Origin of the sequence: Gordonibacter pamelaeae, assembly GCF_003340385.1 — a bacterium.
Lineage (GTDB): Bacteria > Actinomycetota > Coriobacteriia > Coriobacteriales > Eggerthellaceae > Gordonibacter > Gordonibacter pamelaeae.
Genome location: NZ_PPTS01000007.1, coordinates 23,696 through 41,748, shown reverse-complemented (window position 1 = coordinate 41,748; position 18,053 = coordinate 23,696). Strand labels below are relative to the sequence as shown.

Annotated in this window: 17 protein-coding genes and 1 tRNA gene; 14 read left to right on the top strand and 4 right to left on the bottom strand. The window is 67.2% G+C overall.

The window, feature by feature from the left end; genetic code table 11:
- The first annotated feature begins 73 nt into the window (after window positions 1–73).
- The gene (gene hemH / locus C1877_RS11335) at window positions 74–1,090 is read left to right on the top strand and encodes a ferrochelatase (protein WP_244909852.1); all 1,017 of its coding nucleotides are present in this window, start codon (window positions 74–76) and stop codon (window positions 1,088–1,090) included.
- A complete protein-coding gene (coaBC, locus tag C1877_RS11330; protein ID WP_114569213.1) occupies window positions 1,090–2,313 on the top strand; it encodes a bifunctional phosphopantothenoylcysteine decarboxylase/phosphopantothenate--cysteine ligase CoaBC in 1,224 nt (407 codons plus the stop codon). Before hemH ends, coaBC begins: the two co-directional genes overlap by 1 nt.
- Before the next feature lie 121 nt (window positions 2,314–2,434).
- On the opposite strand, the gene C1877_RS11325 is transcribed toward coaBC, so the two are convergent.
- The gene (locus tag C1877_RS11325; RefSeq protein WP_015538799.1) at window positions 2,435–2,638 is read right to left on the bottom strand and encodes a cold-shock protein; all 204 of its coding nucleotides are present in this window, start codon (window positions 2,636–2,638) and stop codon (window positions 2,435–2,437) included.
- Between the two features lie 333 nt (window positions 2,639–2,971).
- Here C1877_RS11325 and C1877_RS11320 point away from each other — a divergent pair.
- Window positions 2,972–3,048: transfer RNA gene (locus C1877_RS11320), tRNA-Pro, on the top strand.
- A gap of 84 nt (window positions 3,049–3,132) precedes the next feature.
- Here the strand turns inward: C1877_RS11320 and C1877_RS11315 are convergent.
- The gene (locus tag C1877_RS11315) at window positions 3,133–4,032 is read right to left on the bottom strand and encodes a DMT family transporter (protein ID WP_041238803.1); all 900 of its coding nucleotides are present in this window, start codon (window positions 4,030–4,032) and stop codon (window positions 3,133–3,135) included.
- A gap of 184 nt (window positions 4,033–4,216) precedes the next feature.
- Here C1877_RS11315 and C1877_RS11310 point away from each other — a divergent pair, with 184 nt between their 5' ends.
- Window positions 4,217–5,083 carry a LysR family transcriptional regulator gene (locus C1877_RS11310; RefSeq protein WP_015538798.1) on the top strand — a complete coding sequence of 289 codons (867 nt, stop codon included), beginning with the start codon at window positions 4,217–4,219 and terminating at the stop codon, window positions 5,081–5,083.
- 126 nt (window positions 5,084–5,209) lie between these two features.
- Window positions 5,210–5,461 carry a GlsB/YeaQ/YmgE family stress response membrane protein gene (locus C1877_RS11305; protein WP_015538797.1) on the top strand — a complete coding sequence of 84 codons (252 nt, stop codon included), beginning with the start codon at window positions 5,210–5,212 and terminating at the stop codon, window positions 5,459–5,461.
- A 1,070-nt stretch (window positions 5,462–6,531) separates the two neighbouring features.
- On the opposite strand, the gene C1877_RS11295 is transcribed toward C1877_RS11305, so the two are convergent.
- Both C1877_RS11295 and C1877_RS11290 read right to left on the bottom strand, forming a co-directional pair.
- Window positions 6,532–7,629 (bottom strand): DUF4179 domain-containing protein, encoded by a 1,098-nt coding sequence (locus C1877_RS11295; protein ID WP_147274553.1) that lies wholly within the window; start codon window positions 7,627–7,629, stop codon window positions 6,532–6,534.
- A complete protein-coding gene (locus C1877_RS11290) occupies window positions 7,613–8,113 on the bottom strand; it encodes an RNA polymerase sigma factor (protein WP_015538795.1) in 501 nt (166 codons plus the stop codon). The genes C1877_RS11295 and C1877_RS11290 overlap by 17 nt, the downstream gene beginning before the upstream one ends.
- A 356-nt stretch (window positions 8,114–8,469) precedes the next feature.
- On the opposite strand from C1877_RS11290, the gene C1877_RS11285 reads away from it, so the two are divergent.
- From C1877_RS11285 to C1877_RS11250, 9 genes are all read left to right on the top strand, one after another.
- The gene (locus C1877_RS11285; protein WP_227155949.1) at window positions 8,470–10,068 is read left to right on the top strand and encodes an MATE family efflux transporter; all 1,599 of its coding nucleotides are present in this window, start codon (window positions 8,470–8,472) and stop codon (window positions 10,066–10,068) included.
- Window positions 10,069–10,182: 114 nt separating this feature from the next.
- Complete coding sequence (locus C1877_RS11280) at window positions 10,183–11,304, top strand: NAD(P)-dependent alcohol dehydrogenase (protein ID WP_220149915.1); 1,122 nt, start codon at window positions 10,183–10,185, stop codon at window positions 11,302–11,304.
- A 364-nt stretch (window positions 11,305–11,668) separates the two neighbouring features.
- Window positions 11,669–13,588, top strand: a complete 1,920-nt coding sequence (locus tag C1877_RS11275) for an NADH-quinone oxidoreductase subunit 5 family protein (RefSeq protein WP_227154035.1) — start codon at window positions 11,669–11,671, stop codon at window positions 13,586–13,588.
- Window positions 13,589–13,606: 18 nt separating this feature from the next.
- On the top strand, window positions 13,607–14,476 hold the full coding sequence (locus tag C1877_RS15760) for an NADH-quinone oxidoreductase subunit H (protein WP_015538793.1): 870 nt from the start codon (window positions 13,607–13,609) through the stop codon (window positions 14,474–14,476).
- Window positions 14,477–14,491: 15 nt separating this feature from the next.
- A complete protein-coding gene (locus tag C1877_RS11270; RefSeq protein ID WP_015538792.1) occupies window positions 14,492–14,935 on the top strand; it encodes an NADH-quinone oxidoreductase subunit B family protein in 444 nt (147 codons plus the stop codon).
- Window position 14,936: 1 nt separating this feature from the next.
- Window positions 14,937–15,566: an NADH-quinone oxidoreductase subunit C gene (locus C1877_RS11265; protein ID WP_114569211.1), complete on the top strand. Its 630-nt coding sequence runs from the start codon at window positions 14,937–14,939 to the stop codon at window positions 15,564–15,566.
- 1 nt (window position 15,567) lies between these two features.
- Window positions 15,568–16,656 carry a hydrogenase large subunit gene (locus C1877_RS11260; RefSeq protein ID WP_114569210.1) on the top strand — a complete coding sequence of 363 codons (1,089 nt, stop codon included), beginning with the start codon at window positions 15,568–15,570 and terminating at the stop codon, window positions 16,654–16,656.
- Window positions 16,657–16,662: 6 nt separating this feature from the next.
- Window positions 16,663–17,031 carry a 4Fe-4S binding protein gene (locus tag C1877_RS11255; protein ID WP_015538791.1) on the top strand — a complete coding sequence of 123 codons (369 nt, stop codon included), beginning with the start codon at window positions 16,663–16,665 and terminating at the stop codon, window positions 17,029–17,031.
- 165 nt (window positions 17,032–17,196) lie between these two features.
- Complete coding sequence (locus C1877_RS11250) at window positions 17,197–17,874, top strand: CDP-alcohol phosphatidyltransferase family protein (protein WP_015538790.1); 678 nt, start codon at window positions 17,197–17,199, stop codon at window positions 17,872–17,874.
- Window positions 17,875–18,053: the final 179 nt, after the last annotated feature.

Below are 18,053 nucleotides of genomic sequence, written 5' to 3'. Positions count from 1 at the left end.
AGCAGATTTCTCAAGTTGGACGGGCACCGTTTCGCCTCGGCGACGCGCGCGGGCCGGGAAGGGGATCGACATCGTGCAAGAAGGGGACCGCACCGGCATTCTCCTGGTGAACACCGGCACGCCGGACGAGCCGCGCCCGCATGCCGTGCGAAAGTACCTCGCGCGCTTCCTCATGGATCCGCGCATCGTCCCGATGAACCGTGTGGGCTGGTGGTTCGTCCTCCACCTGTTCATCCTGCCGAAGCGCGGGCGCGCGTCGGCGGAGAAGTACGCGAGGATCTGGACCGACGAGGGCTCTCCCTTCACGGTCGCCCACGGGAAGCTCGTCCGCGGCCTGGACGCGCAGCTTGCCGAGGAGGGCCTCGATGCCGTCGTGCGCTGCGCCATGAGCTACAGCGCCCCGTTCGTGCGCGATGCCGTGCGCGAGCTGAAGGAGGCCGGCTGCACGCGCCTCGTCGTGCTGCCGCTGTACCCGCAGAGCGCGCATTCCACCACCGGATCGGTGTCGGACGGCGTGGCCCGCGCGCTGCGCCGCGAGCGCTGGAACGTGCCGTGCGACTTCGTGGACAACTACCATGACGACCCCACCTACGTGCGCGCCATCGCCGCCTCCCTACGGCATGCCGGCTTCGATCCCGGCTCGGACGACAGGGTGCTGTTCTCGTACCATTCCATCCCGCTCGCCGACATCGAGGCGGGCGACACCTACGAGCTGCAGACGGGCGCCTCGAGCCTCCAGATAGCGGGCGAGCTGGGTATCGAGCGCAACCGGTGGACCATCGGCTACCAGTGCCGCTTCGACAAGGGGCGCGAATGGCTCTCGCCGTTCACGCGCGACGTGCTGGCGCGCTGGGCCGAGGCGGACGTGGGTCGCGTGTTCTTCGTGTGCCCGAACTTCGCCGTGGACTGCCTCGAGACGCTCTACGACATCGAGCACGAGCTGAAACCGTTCTACTTCGACCAGATCAGGAAGGCGGGCCGCGAACCGCGCGAAGGCGCTTTCACGTATGTACCCTGCCTCGACCGCAGCCGCGCGCACGTGAGGGTGCTCGCCGACGTGCTGCGCACCCCTTTGGAAGGAGGCCGCTGATGGCCAGGGAGGAAGGCGCCGCAGCCCCGGCGCCGCAGAAGACGGTGCTCGTGGGCGTGACGGGCTGCATCGCGGCCTACAAGTCCTGCGAGATCGTGCGCCTTCTGCAGAAGGCCGGCGTGAGGGCGAAGGTGGTCATGACCGAGCACGCCACCGAGTTCGTGGGTCCCACGACGTTCCGCGCGCTCACGCGCGAGCCGGTGGCCGTGGGCCTGTTCGACGACCCGGCCGACCCCATACACCACGTGTCGCTCGCGCAGGAGGCCGACTGCTTCGTCATCGCGCCCTGTACGGCGAACGTTATCGCCAAGATAGCGAACGGCCTGGCAGACGACCTGCTCACCACCACGGCGCTCGCCTGCACGTGCCCGCTCGTGGTCGCGCCCGCCATGAACGTGCACATGTACGAGAACCCGGCGACGCGCTACAACCTGGGCAAGCTGCACATCCGCGGCGCACGCATCGTCGAGGCCGGCGACGGGTATCTGGCCTGCGGCGACGTGGGACGGGGCCGTCTGGCCGAGCCGGCCGACATCGTGGCCGCCGTGCTCGAGGAGCTGGATATGCGCCGCGACCTGGCCGGCCGCCGCGTCATGGTCACGGCCGGGCCCACCGTGGAGCCCATCGACCCGGTACGCTACCTCACGAACCGCTCGTCGGGCAAGACCGGCTACGCCCTCGCGCGGGCCGCGGCCGCCCGCGGGGCCGACGTCACGCTCGTGTCCGGCCCGGTGGCGCTCCCCGAGCCCGAGGGCGTGCGCACCGTGCACGTGGAGACGGCGCGCGAGATGCTTTCTGCGGCCCAGGAGGCGTTCGCGACGGCCGACGTGGCCGTGTTCTCGGCCGCCGTGGCCGACATGCGGCCGCGCGAGGCTGCGGCGCGCAAGCTGAAGAAGGGCGAGGCGGATGTGCTGCTCGGCACCATCGAGCTCGTGGAGAATCCCGACATCCTGGCCACGCTCGGCGCCGCCAAGCGTCCCGGCCAGGTGGTGGTGGGCTTCGCCGCCGAGACCGACGACGTGGTGGCCAATGCCCAGCGGAAACTCTCTTCCAAGCATGCCGATCTTATCGTGGGAAACGAGGTGGGAGGGGGCCGCGCCTTCGGCACCGACGACAACGAGGTGTGGTTCGTCACGGCGGAGGAGACGTACGGCCTTCCCCTCATGCCCAAGGACCGTCTGGCCGACCGCATCCTCGACGTGGCCGCCTCGTTCCTGCCGTAAGGCCGGGCCAGGTCTGCGCCGGCCTTACGTGGGTGTAAAAAGCCCCTCGGCCCGTGAAGGGCGGAGGGGCTTTAGAATCGGGACCGGCGGGCCGGCCCCGGGCAGTTCGAAGTTCGGCGAGCTAGATGGTGTGCACCATCGTAGCCTGGCTCTTGCCGTTGTTGCCGACGGCAACGGTGAACTCCACGTGGGCGTTCTCCTCGAGGGTCTTGAACCCGTCGGTCTGGATCTCGCTGAAGTGCACGAACAGGTCATCGCCGCCGTCCTGGGAGATGAAACCGTAGCCCTTGTCGGCGTTGAACCACTTAACTGTACCTGTAGACATGAAAACCTAGCTTTCTGCCCCGCGGGGCATTTAACAGGCAGCGCGGGCCGAGCCCGAACCACTGCCAACAACGTGCGGCAACGTGCCGCGTCAACCAGTGTACGCGCATCCGCGTGCTTTTCGGTCGGGGTTGGGCGGAAAGCCCCTTGCACACGCTATCCACACGATCGGTCCCTTGACGGCCCATCGGCGGGCGCCGCACCCCAGACAGAACACGCGTAATTGAAAAAGATTCGGGGAAGATGATAAATTCCATCTTGAAATACCCGGCGAGTAACGGTAATATGTTCAAGCTGTCTGATGGGGAAACGATTCAAACCCCAAGACGCATAACGGGTTGTGGCGCAGTTTGGTAGCGCACTTGACTGGGGGTCAAGGGGTCGCAGGTTCAAATCCTGTCAACCCGACCAGAAACTCGAAAGCCGCCTTCGGGCGGCTTTTTCGTGCTTGTCGACGGCCGCTGTCGGCGCCGACAGGGAGCATGATGCCCAGGCCTACAGCGCGGCTTCCGCGCCGCGGGCGCGACGGACGTGGGGCAGGTGCAGCCTCGCGCCGCACTCGGCGTACACGGCGCCGCCTATGACGAGCGCCACGCCTGCGGCCTGGACGGGGGAGAAGGCCTCGCCCAAGAGCAGCGCGGACAGCACAACGGCTGCGAGGGGCTCCAGGTAGCCGCACACCGACACCGTCTGCGCCGGCAGCTTACCCATGGCGGAGAAGTACACGAAGCAGCCGAAGCCGGTGTTCACCAGACCCAGCACGAGCAAGGGCGCCCAGTCGGCGGTACCTATCTGCAGCGAGGTCCCCCCGGTTGCGCCGACGAACAGCGCGACGGCCGCGAAGCTGGACGCGAGCTGCACGGCGGAGCTCTCCAGTCCCTCTACGTGGCGCACCTTCTTCGTGAACACCACCATGGCCGCGTACATGACGGCCGACATCCCGCCGCAGAAGAGCCCCCATCCCGAGGCGCCCTCGCCGAGCGCGCGGCCGTTCACCAGCAGCACGCCGACCAGCACGAGGCCGAACCCGGCGAGCTTCGCGCGGGTCAGCCGCTCGCCGAACAGCCACGGCGACAGGGCGGCCACGATGATGGGGCCGCAGTAGTACACGAGCGAGGCGGTGCCAACGCCCAGATGGCGGTAAGCCTCGAACAGGAAGAGCCAGCTGGCACCCAGCGCCGCGCCGGACGCGGCGAGGCAGCACAGGTCGCCAAGGTGCCGGTGGAACGTGATGCGGCGCTTCGCGGCAACCAGCAGCGCAGCCAGCAGCAGGCTGCCCAGCAGCGTGCGCAGCAGCACGACCGAGGAGCTGGGCAAGGCGATGCCGCTCGCCACGATGCCGTTGCTGCCGAACAGGAGCAACGCCCCCACGTACTTCCCGTAGTCCCGTGCCACCCTCGCCCTTCTTCCCCTTGCTTCGCCGCCCATCCCGCACCGTGTGCGGGAAACTGCCGGAGACAGTGTGCCATAGAACAAATAAGCACAAAAGCGAATGTTTATCATAATAAGCATGATAAAATTGCATGGTAAAGCAGACCGGGCAGAGCCGGCGGAGACGGGGATGGAAGGAGAAACGCCGATGGACGCGAGCATCCAGAAGTACCAGGCGTTCGTGAGGACGGTGGAGCTGGGAAGCTTCACCAAGGCGGCCGAGTCCCTCTCGTATTCCCAGTCGGGCGTGAGCCGCATGGTGGCCGACCTGGAGCGCGAGTGGAAGGTCGCCCTGCTCGAGCGCGGGCGGGCTGGCGTGCGCCTCACGTCCGAGGGCACGCGCCTTTTGCCGTGCATCCGACGCGTGTGCGAGGAGCATGCGCGCCTGCAGGCCCAGGTCGACGAGCTGAACGGGCTGCAGGCGGGCCTCATCCGCATCGGCACGTTCTCCAGCGTGGCCACCCATTGGCTGCCGAACGTCATCCGCGCGTTCCAGGAGGACTACCCGAACATCGACTACGAGCTTTTGCTGGGAGACTACGGCGAGATCGAGGAATGGGTGCTCGAGGGCCGCGTTGACTGCGGCTTTCTGCGCCTGCCTGCGCACCGCGGCCTGGAGACGGCGTTCATCGAGCGCGACGAGCTGCTGGCCGTGCTCCCCGAAGGACACCCGCTGGCCGAACGGGAGCGCGTACCGGCGGCGGAGCTGTGCGAGGAGCCGTTCCTGCTGCTGGAGAAGGGCGACAACACCGTGGTGTCCGAGGTGTTCGAGCGCGACGGCCTGTCGCCGCGCACGCGCTTCACCACCTGGGACGACTATGCCATCATGGCCATGGTGGAATGCGGCCTGGGCGTGAGCATCCTCCCCGGGCTCATCCTGCGGCGCGCGCCGTACCGCATCGCGGCGCGGCCGCTGGAGGAGCCCGCCTACCGGACCATCGGGCTCGCCCTGCGCAGCCGCGAAGCCGCCTCGCTCGCCACGCAGCGCTTCCTGGAGTACCTGGACTGCCGCTGACGGCCGTCTGCGGTTCTTCGCGAAACGACGCGGAAACGCTGGGTGCACGAGATGCTTCCAGTATCGGCTGCCCCGCTTGCGAACTCCTACACTGGACGATGTCGGTCACAGGAAAGGAGCATAACCATGAGCATTATCGTGTGGATCATCATCGGCGGCCTGGCCGGCTGGGTCGCGGGCATGATCATGAAGGAGCAGGGCAGCCTCGTGAAGAACATCATCGTGGGCATCGTCGGTGCCCTGATCGGCGGGTTCATCATGAGCTTCTTCGGGGCGGAGGGCTTCACCGGGTTCAACCTCTGGTCGTTCGTGGTGGCGCTGCTGGGATCGGTGGTGCTGCTGGCCATCATCAACTTCGTCACGAAGAAGAGCGCCTAGGCGAACCGCTGGTCAATGGTGCTCGTACCGGTCTGATCGCTTTCCACAGTCGGTTTTTCGCCCTAAGCGGCGCCGGGAGGGCCGCTTAGGGACGCCTTCTCCCTCCCGTGGGCTCCCGGGCCTCTGGATCTCTCCCGCCCTTCGCGTTTCTAGCGGAGCTCGGCGCCTCGGCGAACGCGGCATCCGCGATCGAGCCGCCTCCGGCGGATCTTCAAGGGCGTGGCGGCGTCGGGAACCTGGCCGCCGAGCCCGAAGGGCACGCCCGTGAATTCGGAGAAGGCTCGGGGGCCGCAGACCGCGTCTCCCACCCCTTCGCCAGAGAGGTTGAACCACGGCTGCAAGAGGCGCATGCGCAGCAGGGGATGGACGTGCCCGTCTGGCGCAGGAGCCCCCCCCCCCCGCGCTCGGCCGTGCGCTTGCGGGAGGCCTCCGGGCATCTGCGAGGGCGGTTCGGCGCTCCATGGAATGCCTCTCTCTCGATCTGGCGGTATCGCCATTCCGGCCGTCTTCTGCAGCCCGCTTCGCCTCGCTTCGCGACGGCGTGCGGCGCGGGCTCCGAGCGCCGGTAGTCGGCGGTTCCCCAGGTTCGGGCAATGCCCTGCTGGCGGGCATGCGGCCCCGCAAGATGGGGTAGGAGGTCGAGCTACGGTAATGGATTCGCAATTTTTTCCCGATATGTTACCGAACCTCGGGATCTCGCGTCCGAAGCCTCCCGTCCGACGCCCGATATCCGGCTTTTCGCGCTGATTCGGGCGATTGTCTCGCCTTGGAGGGGGTTTCGGAACCCTCGTCGCTCGCTACGGTAATATATCGAAAATTTTCTTCGATTCCATTACCGTATCCGGAGGAACAGGGCGATGCGGGCGGGCGTCGCCGCGCGATCGCCGGCCTGCACGGCGCCGTGCCGCCGGGATGCGCGGCGATCCGTTGCGGACCCGGGAACCGCTGATCGACGCTCTTGCCGCGCCCGCCCTGCGAAAAAGCCGAATCCGATAATTAATCGGCGGTTCCTTAGGCCGACCAGAGGGGGTCCCGCAGGCGAGCTTGCGGGACCCCCTCTGGCGTATTGGCTACGGCAGCGCTATCTCCGTTCCGCCGATGGTGACGGAGGCCACTTCGTCGGTGTTCAGGAACTCTTCGAACACTATATTCTTATGGCAGACGGTCGTGCTGCCGTCCTCGCGGGAGCCTCCGCTGTGCTGCGATGCGTCGATCTCCAGGACCGTGCCGTCCTTCATGTTCACCGTGATGGACGGGTTGAGGAAGCGGTCGCGCTCGCCGGCCTCGCGCTCGGACATGCGGCCGGATTCCTTCTCGATCCAGTCCATGCGGCCGTCGGCCGTGTACTCGAGCGTGAGCGCGATCGGCGAGATGCTGGCGCTGTCGAGCGTGGCGCCCATGCCGTTCAGCTCGAACGGCTGCCCGGCCGGCAGGTTGATGGAGGTGTCCTCGTAGTCCACGACGAACTTCATGTTCCAGGTGCCTTCGACGAGGACTTCCCGCCCGCCGTCGCCGTACCGGTACAGGTCCTGGAAGCAAACGCGCGCCGTATGCCCGATGATGCTGCCGCTGGTCGAGGTGACGGACATCTGCTCCACGTACTGGATAGCGTTGTCGGAGGGGTCTGCATCGTAGAAGTGGCTGCTTCCACCGCTTGTCGTCACCCCATCGACGTGGACTCCGGCCGCCTCTCCGAACCCGAGGGGCAAAAGCCCGTTGTCCAGGGCCTCGATATCCTCGAACGGGGTGCCGTCGTCCTTGGCGATGCTGAACACGATGGTGTAGTTCGCCCGGTCGCCGATGATGGCCTCGGCCGTGACGGTGACGCCGTTCGACGTGGCGCTCGCGCCGAGGGGGCGCCCTATCTTGTCCACGACCTCGGTCTGGGCAGGCGGGCCGCCGAACAGGTCGTCCATGACGTTGCCCACGCCCATGAGCGCGCCGGAGGCGTACGCGCCCCCGGCCAGGCCCCCTGCCAGAACCAGCGTGACCGCCGCTGCCGCCGCGAAGCGCCAGCGCCGCTTGCCGCCGCGCGCTGCGTAGACGTCCGGTTGCGGGCGCTCCGACCGCGCCTGCTCCCGCGCTGCGGCCAGGTGCGCCGCCATGCGCTCCTTCGCGCCGGGCGAGAATCTCAAGTCGTCCATGGCCTCGTTATACTCCCTGTTCACAATAGGCTCCTTCCAGCATCGTGCGGAGCTTGGCACGGCCGCGGCTCAAATGCGCGCTGACGGCCGACTCGCTCCGTCCGGTGAGCTTTGCGATCTCCCGGATCGAGTATCCTTCGTAATAGTGGAGGTAGATGGCCTCGCGGTATTTGCAGGGCAGCGCCATCACGGCGTCCACGACCTCGCTTTCGGGCTCTTCGGGGGCTGCGGCGTCGGGTGCCGCCTCCAGCCCCACCGTGCGCCTTCTGTGCCCGCTGCGCAGCACGTCCTTGCAGGCGTTCGCCGTCGTGCGGATGACCCAGGCCCTCTCGTGCTCCGGTCCCTCGAACCTCGCGGGCGCCCCCATGAGCTTGAGCAGCACCGTCTGGCAGATGTCCTCGGCGTCATGCGTGGACTTCAGGTAGGTGTAGCTCAGCCGCAGTATGAGGTCCGCGTAGGCCCCGACCAGCCGTTCGGCCTCCACCTCGTTCGCTCTTCTCGTTTCCATCCGTGGCTTTCCCTCTCTTGCCCGGCTGCCGCCGGGGATGTTCGAGCAACGTCGCTTCACCTGCAATACGATCCAGGGACGGCTTTCCTGACAGCATACGCGAATTTTCCGGGAAGCCGGAGCGTGCGTCCCCGGCCGGCTGGTGGGAACCCCGCCCTCTTCGCCCTTGCCGCCTCACACCGGCTCCCGTATACTGGCCTTCGTTCGGGATGACCCGAGCCGGCCGGCGTAGAGTTCCAGGGGGAGCTCCGCCGCGTAGCCAGAGTCTGCCGGGACAACCCGGGAAATCCACGCGATCGCACGCAGCCCGCACGGGGCGCGCGGGGGTCGCTCGCACTGAGCGGGGTAGCACGATCGTGAACGAGAGAGAGAACGAGGGCTGCCGCAAGGCGGCCGCAAGCGACGGGGGAGACGCGCAGGACCGCTCCCTTTCGGCCCAGATAGCCGCCCAGGAGCCCTTCGAGCGCCGCCCGGTGCTCGACACCGGCGACCTGGAGGTGGCCGTGCCCGTGGCGCGCACGGACCAGCAGCGCGCCGGCGACGCGAAGATCGACCGCATGGGAACCGCCAGCACGCTCAAGCTGCTGCTGGAGTTCTCCATCCCGGCCGTGTTCGGCGTGCTCGTGCAGACGCTCTACAACGTCATCGACGCCGTGTACGTGGGCGCGGCCGTGGGGGAGAACGGCCTGGCTGCCACGACGGTGGCGAACCCCGCCATGACGTTCATGGTGGCCGTGGCCATGCTCGTGGGCGTGGGCGGCAACGCGCTCGCGGCCATCAAGCTGGGCGAGCGCAAGAAGCGCGTGGCCGAGCGCGTGCTGGGCAACAGCTTCGTGCTGCTCGTGGGCGCAGGCGTCATTGCCTGGATCGTCGGCCTCGTGGCGCTCGACCCCATCCTGCGCGCCTCGGGCGCCGACGATGCGGTGCTGCCGCACGCGCGCGCCTTCATGACGGTCATCATCGCGGGCTGCCCCTTGCAGTTCGTGGCGTTCGGCATGAACAACTTCATCCGCACGGCGGGCCATCCCAACCGCGCGCTCGGCTCCATGCTCGTGGGCACGGGCGCGAACATCGTGCTCGGGTACCTGTTCATCATCGTGCTCGGCGGCGGCATGATGGGCGCGGGGCTCGCCACCGTGTGCTCGTGGGCGCTCTCGGCCGCTTTCGTCATGCAGTTCTTCCTGAAGAAGGGCTCGCCCATGCCGCTGCGCCGCGAGGCGCTCGGCATCAAGTGGCGCGTGGCGCTGCGCATCTGCGCGCTCGGCGTGGCCCCCTCGGTCATGGAGCTGGGCTTCGCGGTGTCGAACATGATCATGAACAACCTGCTGCTCTCCTACGGGGCCTCCGACCCGCTCGGCTCGGACGGCGCGCTCGCGGTCATGCGCGTGCTCTCGGCCGTGGGCATGTTCACCATCATGCCGTCCATGGGCATCGCCATGGGCGCGCAGCCCATCATCGGCTACAACTACGGCGCGCGCAAGTTCGGGCGCATGAAGCGCACGCTGGGGCAGGGCATCCTCTTGGGCATCGCCATCACCACGCCCTTGTGGCTCACCGTGCTCTTCCTGCCCGATATGTACGCGCACCTGTTCAGCCTGCCGGAGGCTTACCTGGACGCCACGGCGTGGGCCCTCATCGCCTACCTCGTGTTCATACCCATCCTGCCCGTGGCGCTCATCGGCTCGAACTACTTCGACGCCACCGGGCAGGCGCTCAAGGCGACGCTGCTCACGCTCACGCGCCAGATACTGTTCTTCATCCCGCTGCTCTTGGCGAGCCCCCACGTGCTGCCGCTCGTGCTGCCCTGGACGCCGCTGCAGAGCCTGTTCTTCGCGCCGTCGATCTCCGACATCACGTCCACGCTGCTCGTGGTGGCCTTCCTGGCGGCGGAGTGGCGCCGCCTGCGCAAGCTGGAGGCGCACGAGGCCCTCGAGGCGACGGGCGCCGCCTCCTAGGGCCCGTCCGCTCACCGCGGCTGCCTCGCCGTTCGCCGTTGCGTGCGTCCGCAGGGACGCTCGATGCCGCCGGTTGGCGGCGCGGCTCCGCCCGTGCTCGGCACGGGGCCTAGCATGGTGCGCAAGGCTATCGAGGAGCACGAGGGAGGAGCGCACATGAAGATCGAGGCCGCCGTTACCCACGGCCAAGGCGAGGAATTCAAGATCGGGGAAGTCGAGCTGGCTGAACCCCGCTCCAACGAGGTTCTGGTGAGGGTGGTGGCGACGGGCGTCTGCCATACGGATGCCGTCGCCCGGGACAACGGCATCGTGCCTTACCCGATCGTCCTCGGGCACGAGGGCGCCGGCATTGTCGAGCAGGCGGGCGAGAACGTGAAGGCCGTCGGGCCGGGAGACCATGTGGTGCTCTCGTATTCCTCGTGCGGCCATTGCGAAAACTGCCTGTCCGCCCATCCCTCCACGTGCGAGAAGATGAACGACCTGAACTTCGGCTCCCAGGGAATCGAGCGCCTGGAGCAAGACGGGAGGCCGGTGGCCACGTTCTTCGGGCAGTCCTCCTTTGCCACCTACGCCGTCGCCGACGAGCGCAACGTGGTGAAGGTGCCCGATGACGTGGAGCTGGAGCTGCTCGGCCCCTTGGGCTGCGGCATCCAGACGGGCAGCGGGACGGTGCTCGCCTGCCTCAAGCCCGCGTTCGGCTCCACGATCGTCGTGTACGGCTGCGGCGCGGTGGGGCTTAGCGCCGTCATGGCGGCGAAGATCGCGGGATGCAGGACCGTCATCGCGGTCGACGTGCACGAGAGCCGCCTCGAGCTGGCGCGCGAGCTGGGCGCCGACTATGCCCTCAACGGCGCCGAGGTGGACGTGGTCGAGGAGATAGGGAAGGCGACGGGGGCGGGCACCCATTACGCGGTCGAGACGACCGGCGTCCCCGCGGTCGTCCACCAGAGCCTGGCCGCGCTGCGCCCGCTGGGCACCGTGGCCATCGTGGGCATCACGCCCGAGATGACCGTCGACATGTTCGGCGAGATCATGGCGGAGGGAAAGACGGTGGCGGGCGTCATAGAGGGCGACACCGTGCCCCAGCTGTTCATTCCCGAGCTGGTCGAGTACTACCGCCAGGGCCGCTTCCCCTTCGACAAGCTGGTGAAGTACTATGACTTCGAGGATATCAACCAGGCGTTCGAGGATTCCCGAACGGGCAAGACCATCAAGCCGGTCGTCAAGATGAGGTAGGATCCGGCTCGAAGCATGGCCGAAGGCGCGCCCCGCATCCTCGCGGGGCGTTTTTGCGTGCGGGGGAGGACGCGCCGCGCACTTTCGTGTCCAAAAGGTATACGACCTGTTGAAAGGCCGTTGCCATCGGCAAAAACCGCTGGCGACGGCAAACGCGCCGCTGCCCGGCGATACGAATACCCAATGCATCCATAATACAACCGTGGCGCTCTCCTTTCGCCGGATAATACGCTCCGATGGGGAAGCGCTGCGGCCGCGGATGCCCAGGTTTGCTAAAGTGCGGTCATCGCTTGCACGGGGGTTCAGGTTTCCCTGCCGCATTCTGCAAGCTTTCCATCAACCAACACAAGTGAAGGGATACGACGTGGCTCTGCTCGGGTTCTTAATCCTTTTCCCGCTGGTCGTTGCCGCCGTGCTTCTGGTCGTGCGCAACAACCGGGCGAGAAGCGCGATTGTGGGCGCCTCGGCGCTCGTCATCGGCCTGGCCTCCATCTGGTTGGTGGCCACCTACCTGGGGGCTCCCTGGGTAACGTTCGACTTCGAATCGCCCCTCATCGACTACGCCAGCACGGCGGTGAGCGTGCTCGTGGCGGCGGCCATCCTGTACTACGGCATCCGCTACAAGAACGTGCTCGCCTGCGTGCTCGCCGTGATCCAGGTGGCGGGGTCGCTCGTGTTCGAGTTCGGCTTCGCCCATTCCATCGACGTGACCGAGGCGCTGTACCTCGACTCGCTGTCGCTGCTCATGGCGTTCATCATCGGCGTCATCGGCTCGGGCATCTGCGTGTACGCGCTCGGCTACATGGAGGACTTCCAGGCCCACGAGCCCGAAGGGGCCAAGGACCGCCGCCCCGTGTTCTTCGCGCTCATGTTCGTGTTCCTGTCGGCCATGTTCCTGATCGTGTTCTCAAACAACATGGTGTGGATGTTCACGGGCTGGGAGGTCACGACGGTCTGCTCGTTCCTCCTCATCGCCTACACGCGTACCGAGGAGGCCATCAAGAACGCCTTCCGCCAGATCATCATGAACCTTCTGGGCGGCCTGGGCTTCCTGGCGGCGCTCTACCTGAGCGCCATCCAGCTGGGCACGCTGTCGTTCCTCGAGTTCCTGCAGATAGGCATCCAGAACCCGGCGCTCGTGGTGCTGCCGGTGTGCGCGCTGGCGTTCGCGGGCCTCACGAAGGCCGCGCAGATGCCGTTCCACACGTGGCTGCTCGGCGCCATGGTGGCGCCCACGCCCACCTCGGCGCTGCTCCACTCGTCCACCATGGTCAAGGCCGGCGTGTTCCTGCTGGTGAAGCTGGCGCCCGTGTTCCTGGTGTGCCCCGTGCCGTCGGTGATGGTCGTGCTCGTGGGCGGCATCACGTTCGCGCTGTGCTCGTTCATGGCCATCTCGCAGAGCAACGCCAAGCGCGTGCTCGCGTACTCCACGATCGCGAACCTCGGCCTCATCACGGCGTGCGCGGGCGTCGGAACCCCGGAGGCCGTCTGGGCCGCCGCGTTCCTCATCCTGTTCCATGCCATCGCGAAGTCGCTGCTGTTCCTGTGCGTCGGCACGGCCGAGCATCACATCGGCAGCCGCGATATCGAGGATATGGACCTTCTGTTCGATCGCATGCCGCGGCTGGCGCGCTTCATGATGCTGGGTATCATGTGCATGTTCATCGCGCCGTTCGGCATGCTGGTGGCGAAGTGGGCCACGCTCGTGTCGTTCGTGGACACGGGCCAGGTCGCCCTCATCCTGCTTCTGGCCTTCGGCTCGGCCGCCACGTTCATGTTCTGGGCCAAGTGGCTGGGCAAGCTCTCCGGCATCGCCGGCCAGCCGGCGAACGTGGAGGTGACCGTGCATAAGAGCGAGTGGACCGCCATCGTGGTCATGGCCGTGCTCGTGGTCGTGGGCTGCGTGTGCCTGCCCATCATCTCGCAGCTCGTCGTGGAACCCTACGTGTACAGCGTGTTCGGCGTGCTCGGCCAGGACATCGCCTCCACGAACCTGTGGATCGCCTCCATCGCCGCGGCGCTCATCGCCATCGTGCTGTTCGCGGGGCTCGGGCGCGGCAAGGCCAAGAAGGCCGAGGTGTACCTCGCCGGCGTGAGCGCCGACAACGAGGCGCGCGTCTACCGCAACTCGCTGTCGGGCGAGTCGGCCGCCACGTCGCGCAACATGTACCTGGACGGCATCTTCGGGGAGAAGCGCATCAACCCCGTGGGCACGGTGGCCTGCGCCATCGTCATCATCGTCGCGTTCGGTTTCTCGGCCATCACGCTGCCGGGCCTGTTCTAGGAAAGGGTGTGATCTGAAATGTCCTTGCTCTTCGCTCTCATCGGCACCCTCGCCTTCGCCATCGTGGCACCGGTGCTGGGCTGCCTCCTGGCCGGCCTCGACCGCAAGATCACGGCGCGCATGCAGGGCCGCGTGGGCCCGCCGCTGCTGCAGCCGTACTACGATGTGCGCAAGCTCATCGAGAAGGATAACGTCTCCGTCAACTCCAGCGAGGGAACCTACATCACGTGCGCCCTCGTGTTCACGCTGCTGGCGGGCGGCATCTTCTACTCGGGCGGCAACCTGCTCATGAGCGTGTTCGTCATCACGCTCGCGGGCCTGTTCTTCATCGTCGCCGCGTACTCCACGCGCAGCCCCTACGCGGAGCTCGGCGCGAACCGCGAGACGCTGCAGGTCATGTCGTACGAGCCCATGGTGCTGTTCATGGCCGTGGCGTTCTACATGGCCGCCGGCACGTTCGACTCCGCGGGCGTCTTCGCGCTCGACGCGCCCGTGGTCACGAGCATCTGGCTCGTGTTCCTGGGCCTGCTGTTCGTGCTCACCATCAAGCTGCGCAAGTCGCCGTTCGACCTGTCTTACTCCCACCACGCCCACCAGGAGCTCGTCAAGGGCATCACCACCGAGATGAGCGGCAAGACGCTCGCGAAGGTGGAGATCATGCACTGGTGCGAGAACGTGCTGTTCCTGGGTTGGGTCGGCCTGTTCTTCGTCTGGGCCAACCCGCTCTCCATCGTGCTGGCCATCGTCGTGGTCGTGCTCGTGTACTTCCTGGAGATATGGATCGACAACAACTTCGCCCGCGTGAAATGGCAGGCCATGCTCTCGTCGGCCTGGGCCGTGGCGTTCGTGGCGGGCTTCGTCAACATCGCCGTCCTGGCGTACCTGTAAGGAGGCGCAGAACCAATGACGTTCGCAACGAAATCACCGTGGGTCATCCACTACGACGGCTCGAGCTGCAACGGCTGCGACATCGAGGTGCTGGCGGCGCTGTGCCCCGGCTACGACGTGGAGCGCTTCGGCATCATCAACACGGGCAACCCCAAGCACGCCGACATCTTTCTGGTCACGGGCAGCGTGAACGAGCAGAACATCAAGGTGGTGCAGGAGATCTACAACCAGATGGTCGAGCCCAAGGTCGTCATCGCGTGCGGCATCTGCGCGTGCTCGGCCGGCATCTTCCACGACTGCTACAACGTGATAGGCGGCGTGGACCAGGCCATACCCGTTGACGTGTACGCGCCCGGCTGCGCCGTGCGCCCCGAGGCCATCATCGACGCGGTCGTGCAGGGCCTGGGCATACTGGAAGAGAAATCGAAGGCCCTGCAGGCTCAGAAGAAGGGAGCGTGACATGGCGCTTGAGACGACGTTCGTCCCGCTGACCGTCGAGGAGCTGCCGGCGCTGGCGGCCGCCAAGAAGGACGGCGGCTGGCGGTTCGTGCAGCTGCTCGCCGTGAACACCGAGGACGGCATCGACCTGATCTACTCGTTCATGAAGGACAACCTGCTGGAGAACCACGAGATCAAGGGCTTGCAGAAGGGCACGTCCGTGCCCAGCATCACCGACCGGTTCCTCGAGGCGTTCGTGTTCGAGAACGAGACGCACGACCTGTTCGGCGTGGATGTGCAGGGCATCGCCATCGACTTCGGCGGCAATTTCTACGCGCTGGCGCAGAAGGAGCCCATGACCATCATCTCGCCGGAGCAGAAGGCCGCGCGCGAGAAGGCCAAGAAGGTGGCTGCCGCCAAGGCCGCGAAGGAGAAGGCCGCCAAGGCGGCCGCGGCGAACGCCGCCTACGTGGAGACGCACCCCGACGCCGCGCCCGCCCCCGGCGAGCACGGCTACATCGCGCCGCCCGAGGACGACGATCTGGAGACGAAGCTGGCCGGCATGGACCCCGAGATGGTCGCCCGCGTGCGCGCGGCCATCGCCGCGAAGGCCAAGAAGGCGGCCGCCGAGGCCGGGAAGGAAGGTGAGTAGCATGGGGAAGGCGACCGTCATCCCGTTCGGCCCGCAGCACCCGGTGCTGCCCGAGCCCCTGCACCTCGACCTCGTGGTGGAGGACGAGACCGTCATCGAGGCCGTGCCGCAGATCGGCTTCATCCACCGCGGGCTCGAGAAGCTCGTCGAGACGCGCGACTACAACCAGTTCATCTACGTGGCCGAGCGCATCTGCGGCATCTGCGCCTTCGGGCACTCCATGGGCTACGCCGAGACGGTGGAGAAGCTCATGGGCGTTGAGATCCCCGAGCGCGCCGAGTACCTGCGCGTCATCTGGCACGAGCTGTCCCGCGTCCATTCCCACGTGCTGTGGATGGGCCTGGCCGCCGACGCGTTCGGCTACGAGAGCCTGTTCATGCACTGCTGGCGTTTGCGCGAGCGGGTGCTCGACATCTTCGAGAAGACCACCGGCGGGCGCGTCATCTTCTCGGTGGTGAAGGTGGGCGGCGTCGTGCGCGACATCGACGAGGGCATGCTCGCCGAGATGAAGCGCGTGCTGGACGGCATCAAGGACGACTACCGCCAGCTCTGCAACGCGTTCCTCAAGGACACCTCGGTGAAGAACCGCACCGTGGGCATCGGCTACATCAGCCCCGAGGATGCGTTCTCGCTGAGCATGGTGGGCCCCTTCGCCCGCGCGTCCAACGTGAACAACGACGCGCGCTGCCTGGGCAACGGCGGCTACGGCAAGCTCGCCGACTTCCGGCCGGTGCTCGACACGCAGGGCGACTGCTACGCCCGCGTGAAGGTGCGCGCGCTCGAGGTGCTGCAGTCGATCGACATCATCGAGGAGATGATCGCGAAGATACCCGCCGGCGACATCGCGGTGGACGTGAAGGGCTCGCCCGCGCCGGGAGCCGAGGCGGCCAACCTGGTGGAGCAGCCGCGCGGCGAGTGCTACTACTATGCGCGCGGCAACGGGTCGAAGTACCTGGAGCGCATGCGCATGCGCACGCCCACCTCGCAGAACCTGGCCGGCATGGCCACGGCGCTGGCCGGATGCGACCTGGCCGACGTCAATATGATCGTGCTGACCATCGACCCCTGCATCAGCTGCACGGAAAGGTAGGCGGGAATGGGATCGTTCAAACTGGGAAAGATGACGCTGAAGTCGCTGTTCGGCAAGCCGGAGACCATCCAGTACCCCGTCGAGCAGAAGACGCCCCCGCCGGGCCTCAAGGGCCACGTGACCAACAACGTGGACGCGTGCATCCTGTGCGGCATCTGCATGAAGCGCTGCCCCTGCGACGCCATCACGGTGGACAAGCCGGCCCGCACGTGGTCCATCAACCGCTTCCGCTGCGTGCAGTGCGGCACGTGCGTGCGCGAGTGCCCGAAACAGTGCCTGGCCATGGAGCCCACGTACACGCCGCCCGCCACCGAGAAGCGCTCGGACGTGTTCGAGGTGCCCGAGCATGCGAAGGCGGCTGCGGCGCAGTCTTAAAAATCTGCGAAGGATGCGTGGGCGCGTCGGCGGGCGCGCGCAAAACTGCTAGAATGAACGCCGATAGGCAAGGGACCGGGCTTCGAGCCCGGTCTTTGCGTGGGAGGCCGCCGCGGGTCTTGGCCGGCGGCTCCTGCGCAGGGCGGACGGCGGGAGAAGAGGACGATGGCAGGCAGAGAAGCGCGCGGGGCCGCGGGACCGAAGGGCAAGGAGGAGGCGAGCAACCGCATCTTCACCGTGCCGAACATCATATCGCTCATCCGGCTGTGCCTCGTGCCCATCTTCCTCGTGCTGCTGTTCAACGGCTACGACCTCATGGCCACGTTCCTGTTCGCGCTGGCCGCGGGCACCGATTGGGTCGACGGGCAGATCGCCCGCCGCACGCACGCCGTGTCGAAGCTCGGCCAGCTGCTGGACCCGGCCGTCGACCGCATCCTCATGATAGCGGGCGTGGCGGGCCTGTTCCTGGTGGGACGGCTGCCGCTTTGGATCATACTCGTCGTGCTGATACGCGACCTGGCCCTGCTCGTGGGCGGCGCGGTGCTGCTCAAGCGCTACCGCGTGCGCGTGGCGGTGGTCTATGCGGGCAAGGTGGCCACCACGCTCTTGTTCGTGGGCTTCGCCGGGCTGCTGCTGAACTGGCCGCTGCTGGAGGGCCTCGGCGTGGTGGACGCCGCCTGGCTGCCGGGCCTCGCGGCGGGCCCGTACTCGTGGGGCATCTGGTTCGTGTACGCGGGGCTCGTGCTCGCGCTCCTCACCACGGCCTACTACGCCGTTTCCGCCTTCGCGAAGGTGCGCGCCGCCAAGCGCGAAGCCGAAGCCGCCCAGCCGGAGCGTCGGTAGCCGATGGCGGGCAGGACGCCGGGCAACGGCGGCGCGCCGAAGCACCAGCGCACGGGTCCGCAGCCGGCCGCGCGGCCGGCTCGGCAACCTGCGCCCCGCACCGCCAAACGCCCTGCTGCCGCAGCCGGCCGCGCCTCCTCGCCCGCATCGCCCAAGGCGGGCAGGCCCTCCGCCCGCGC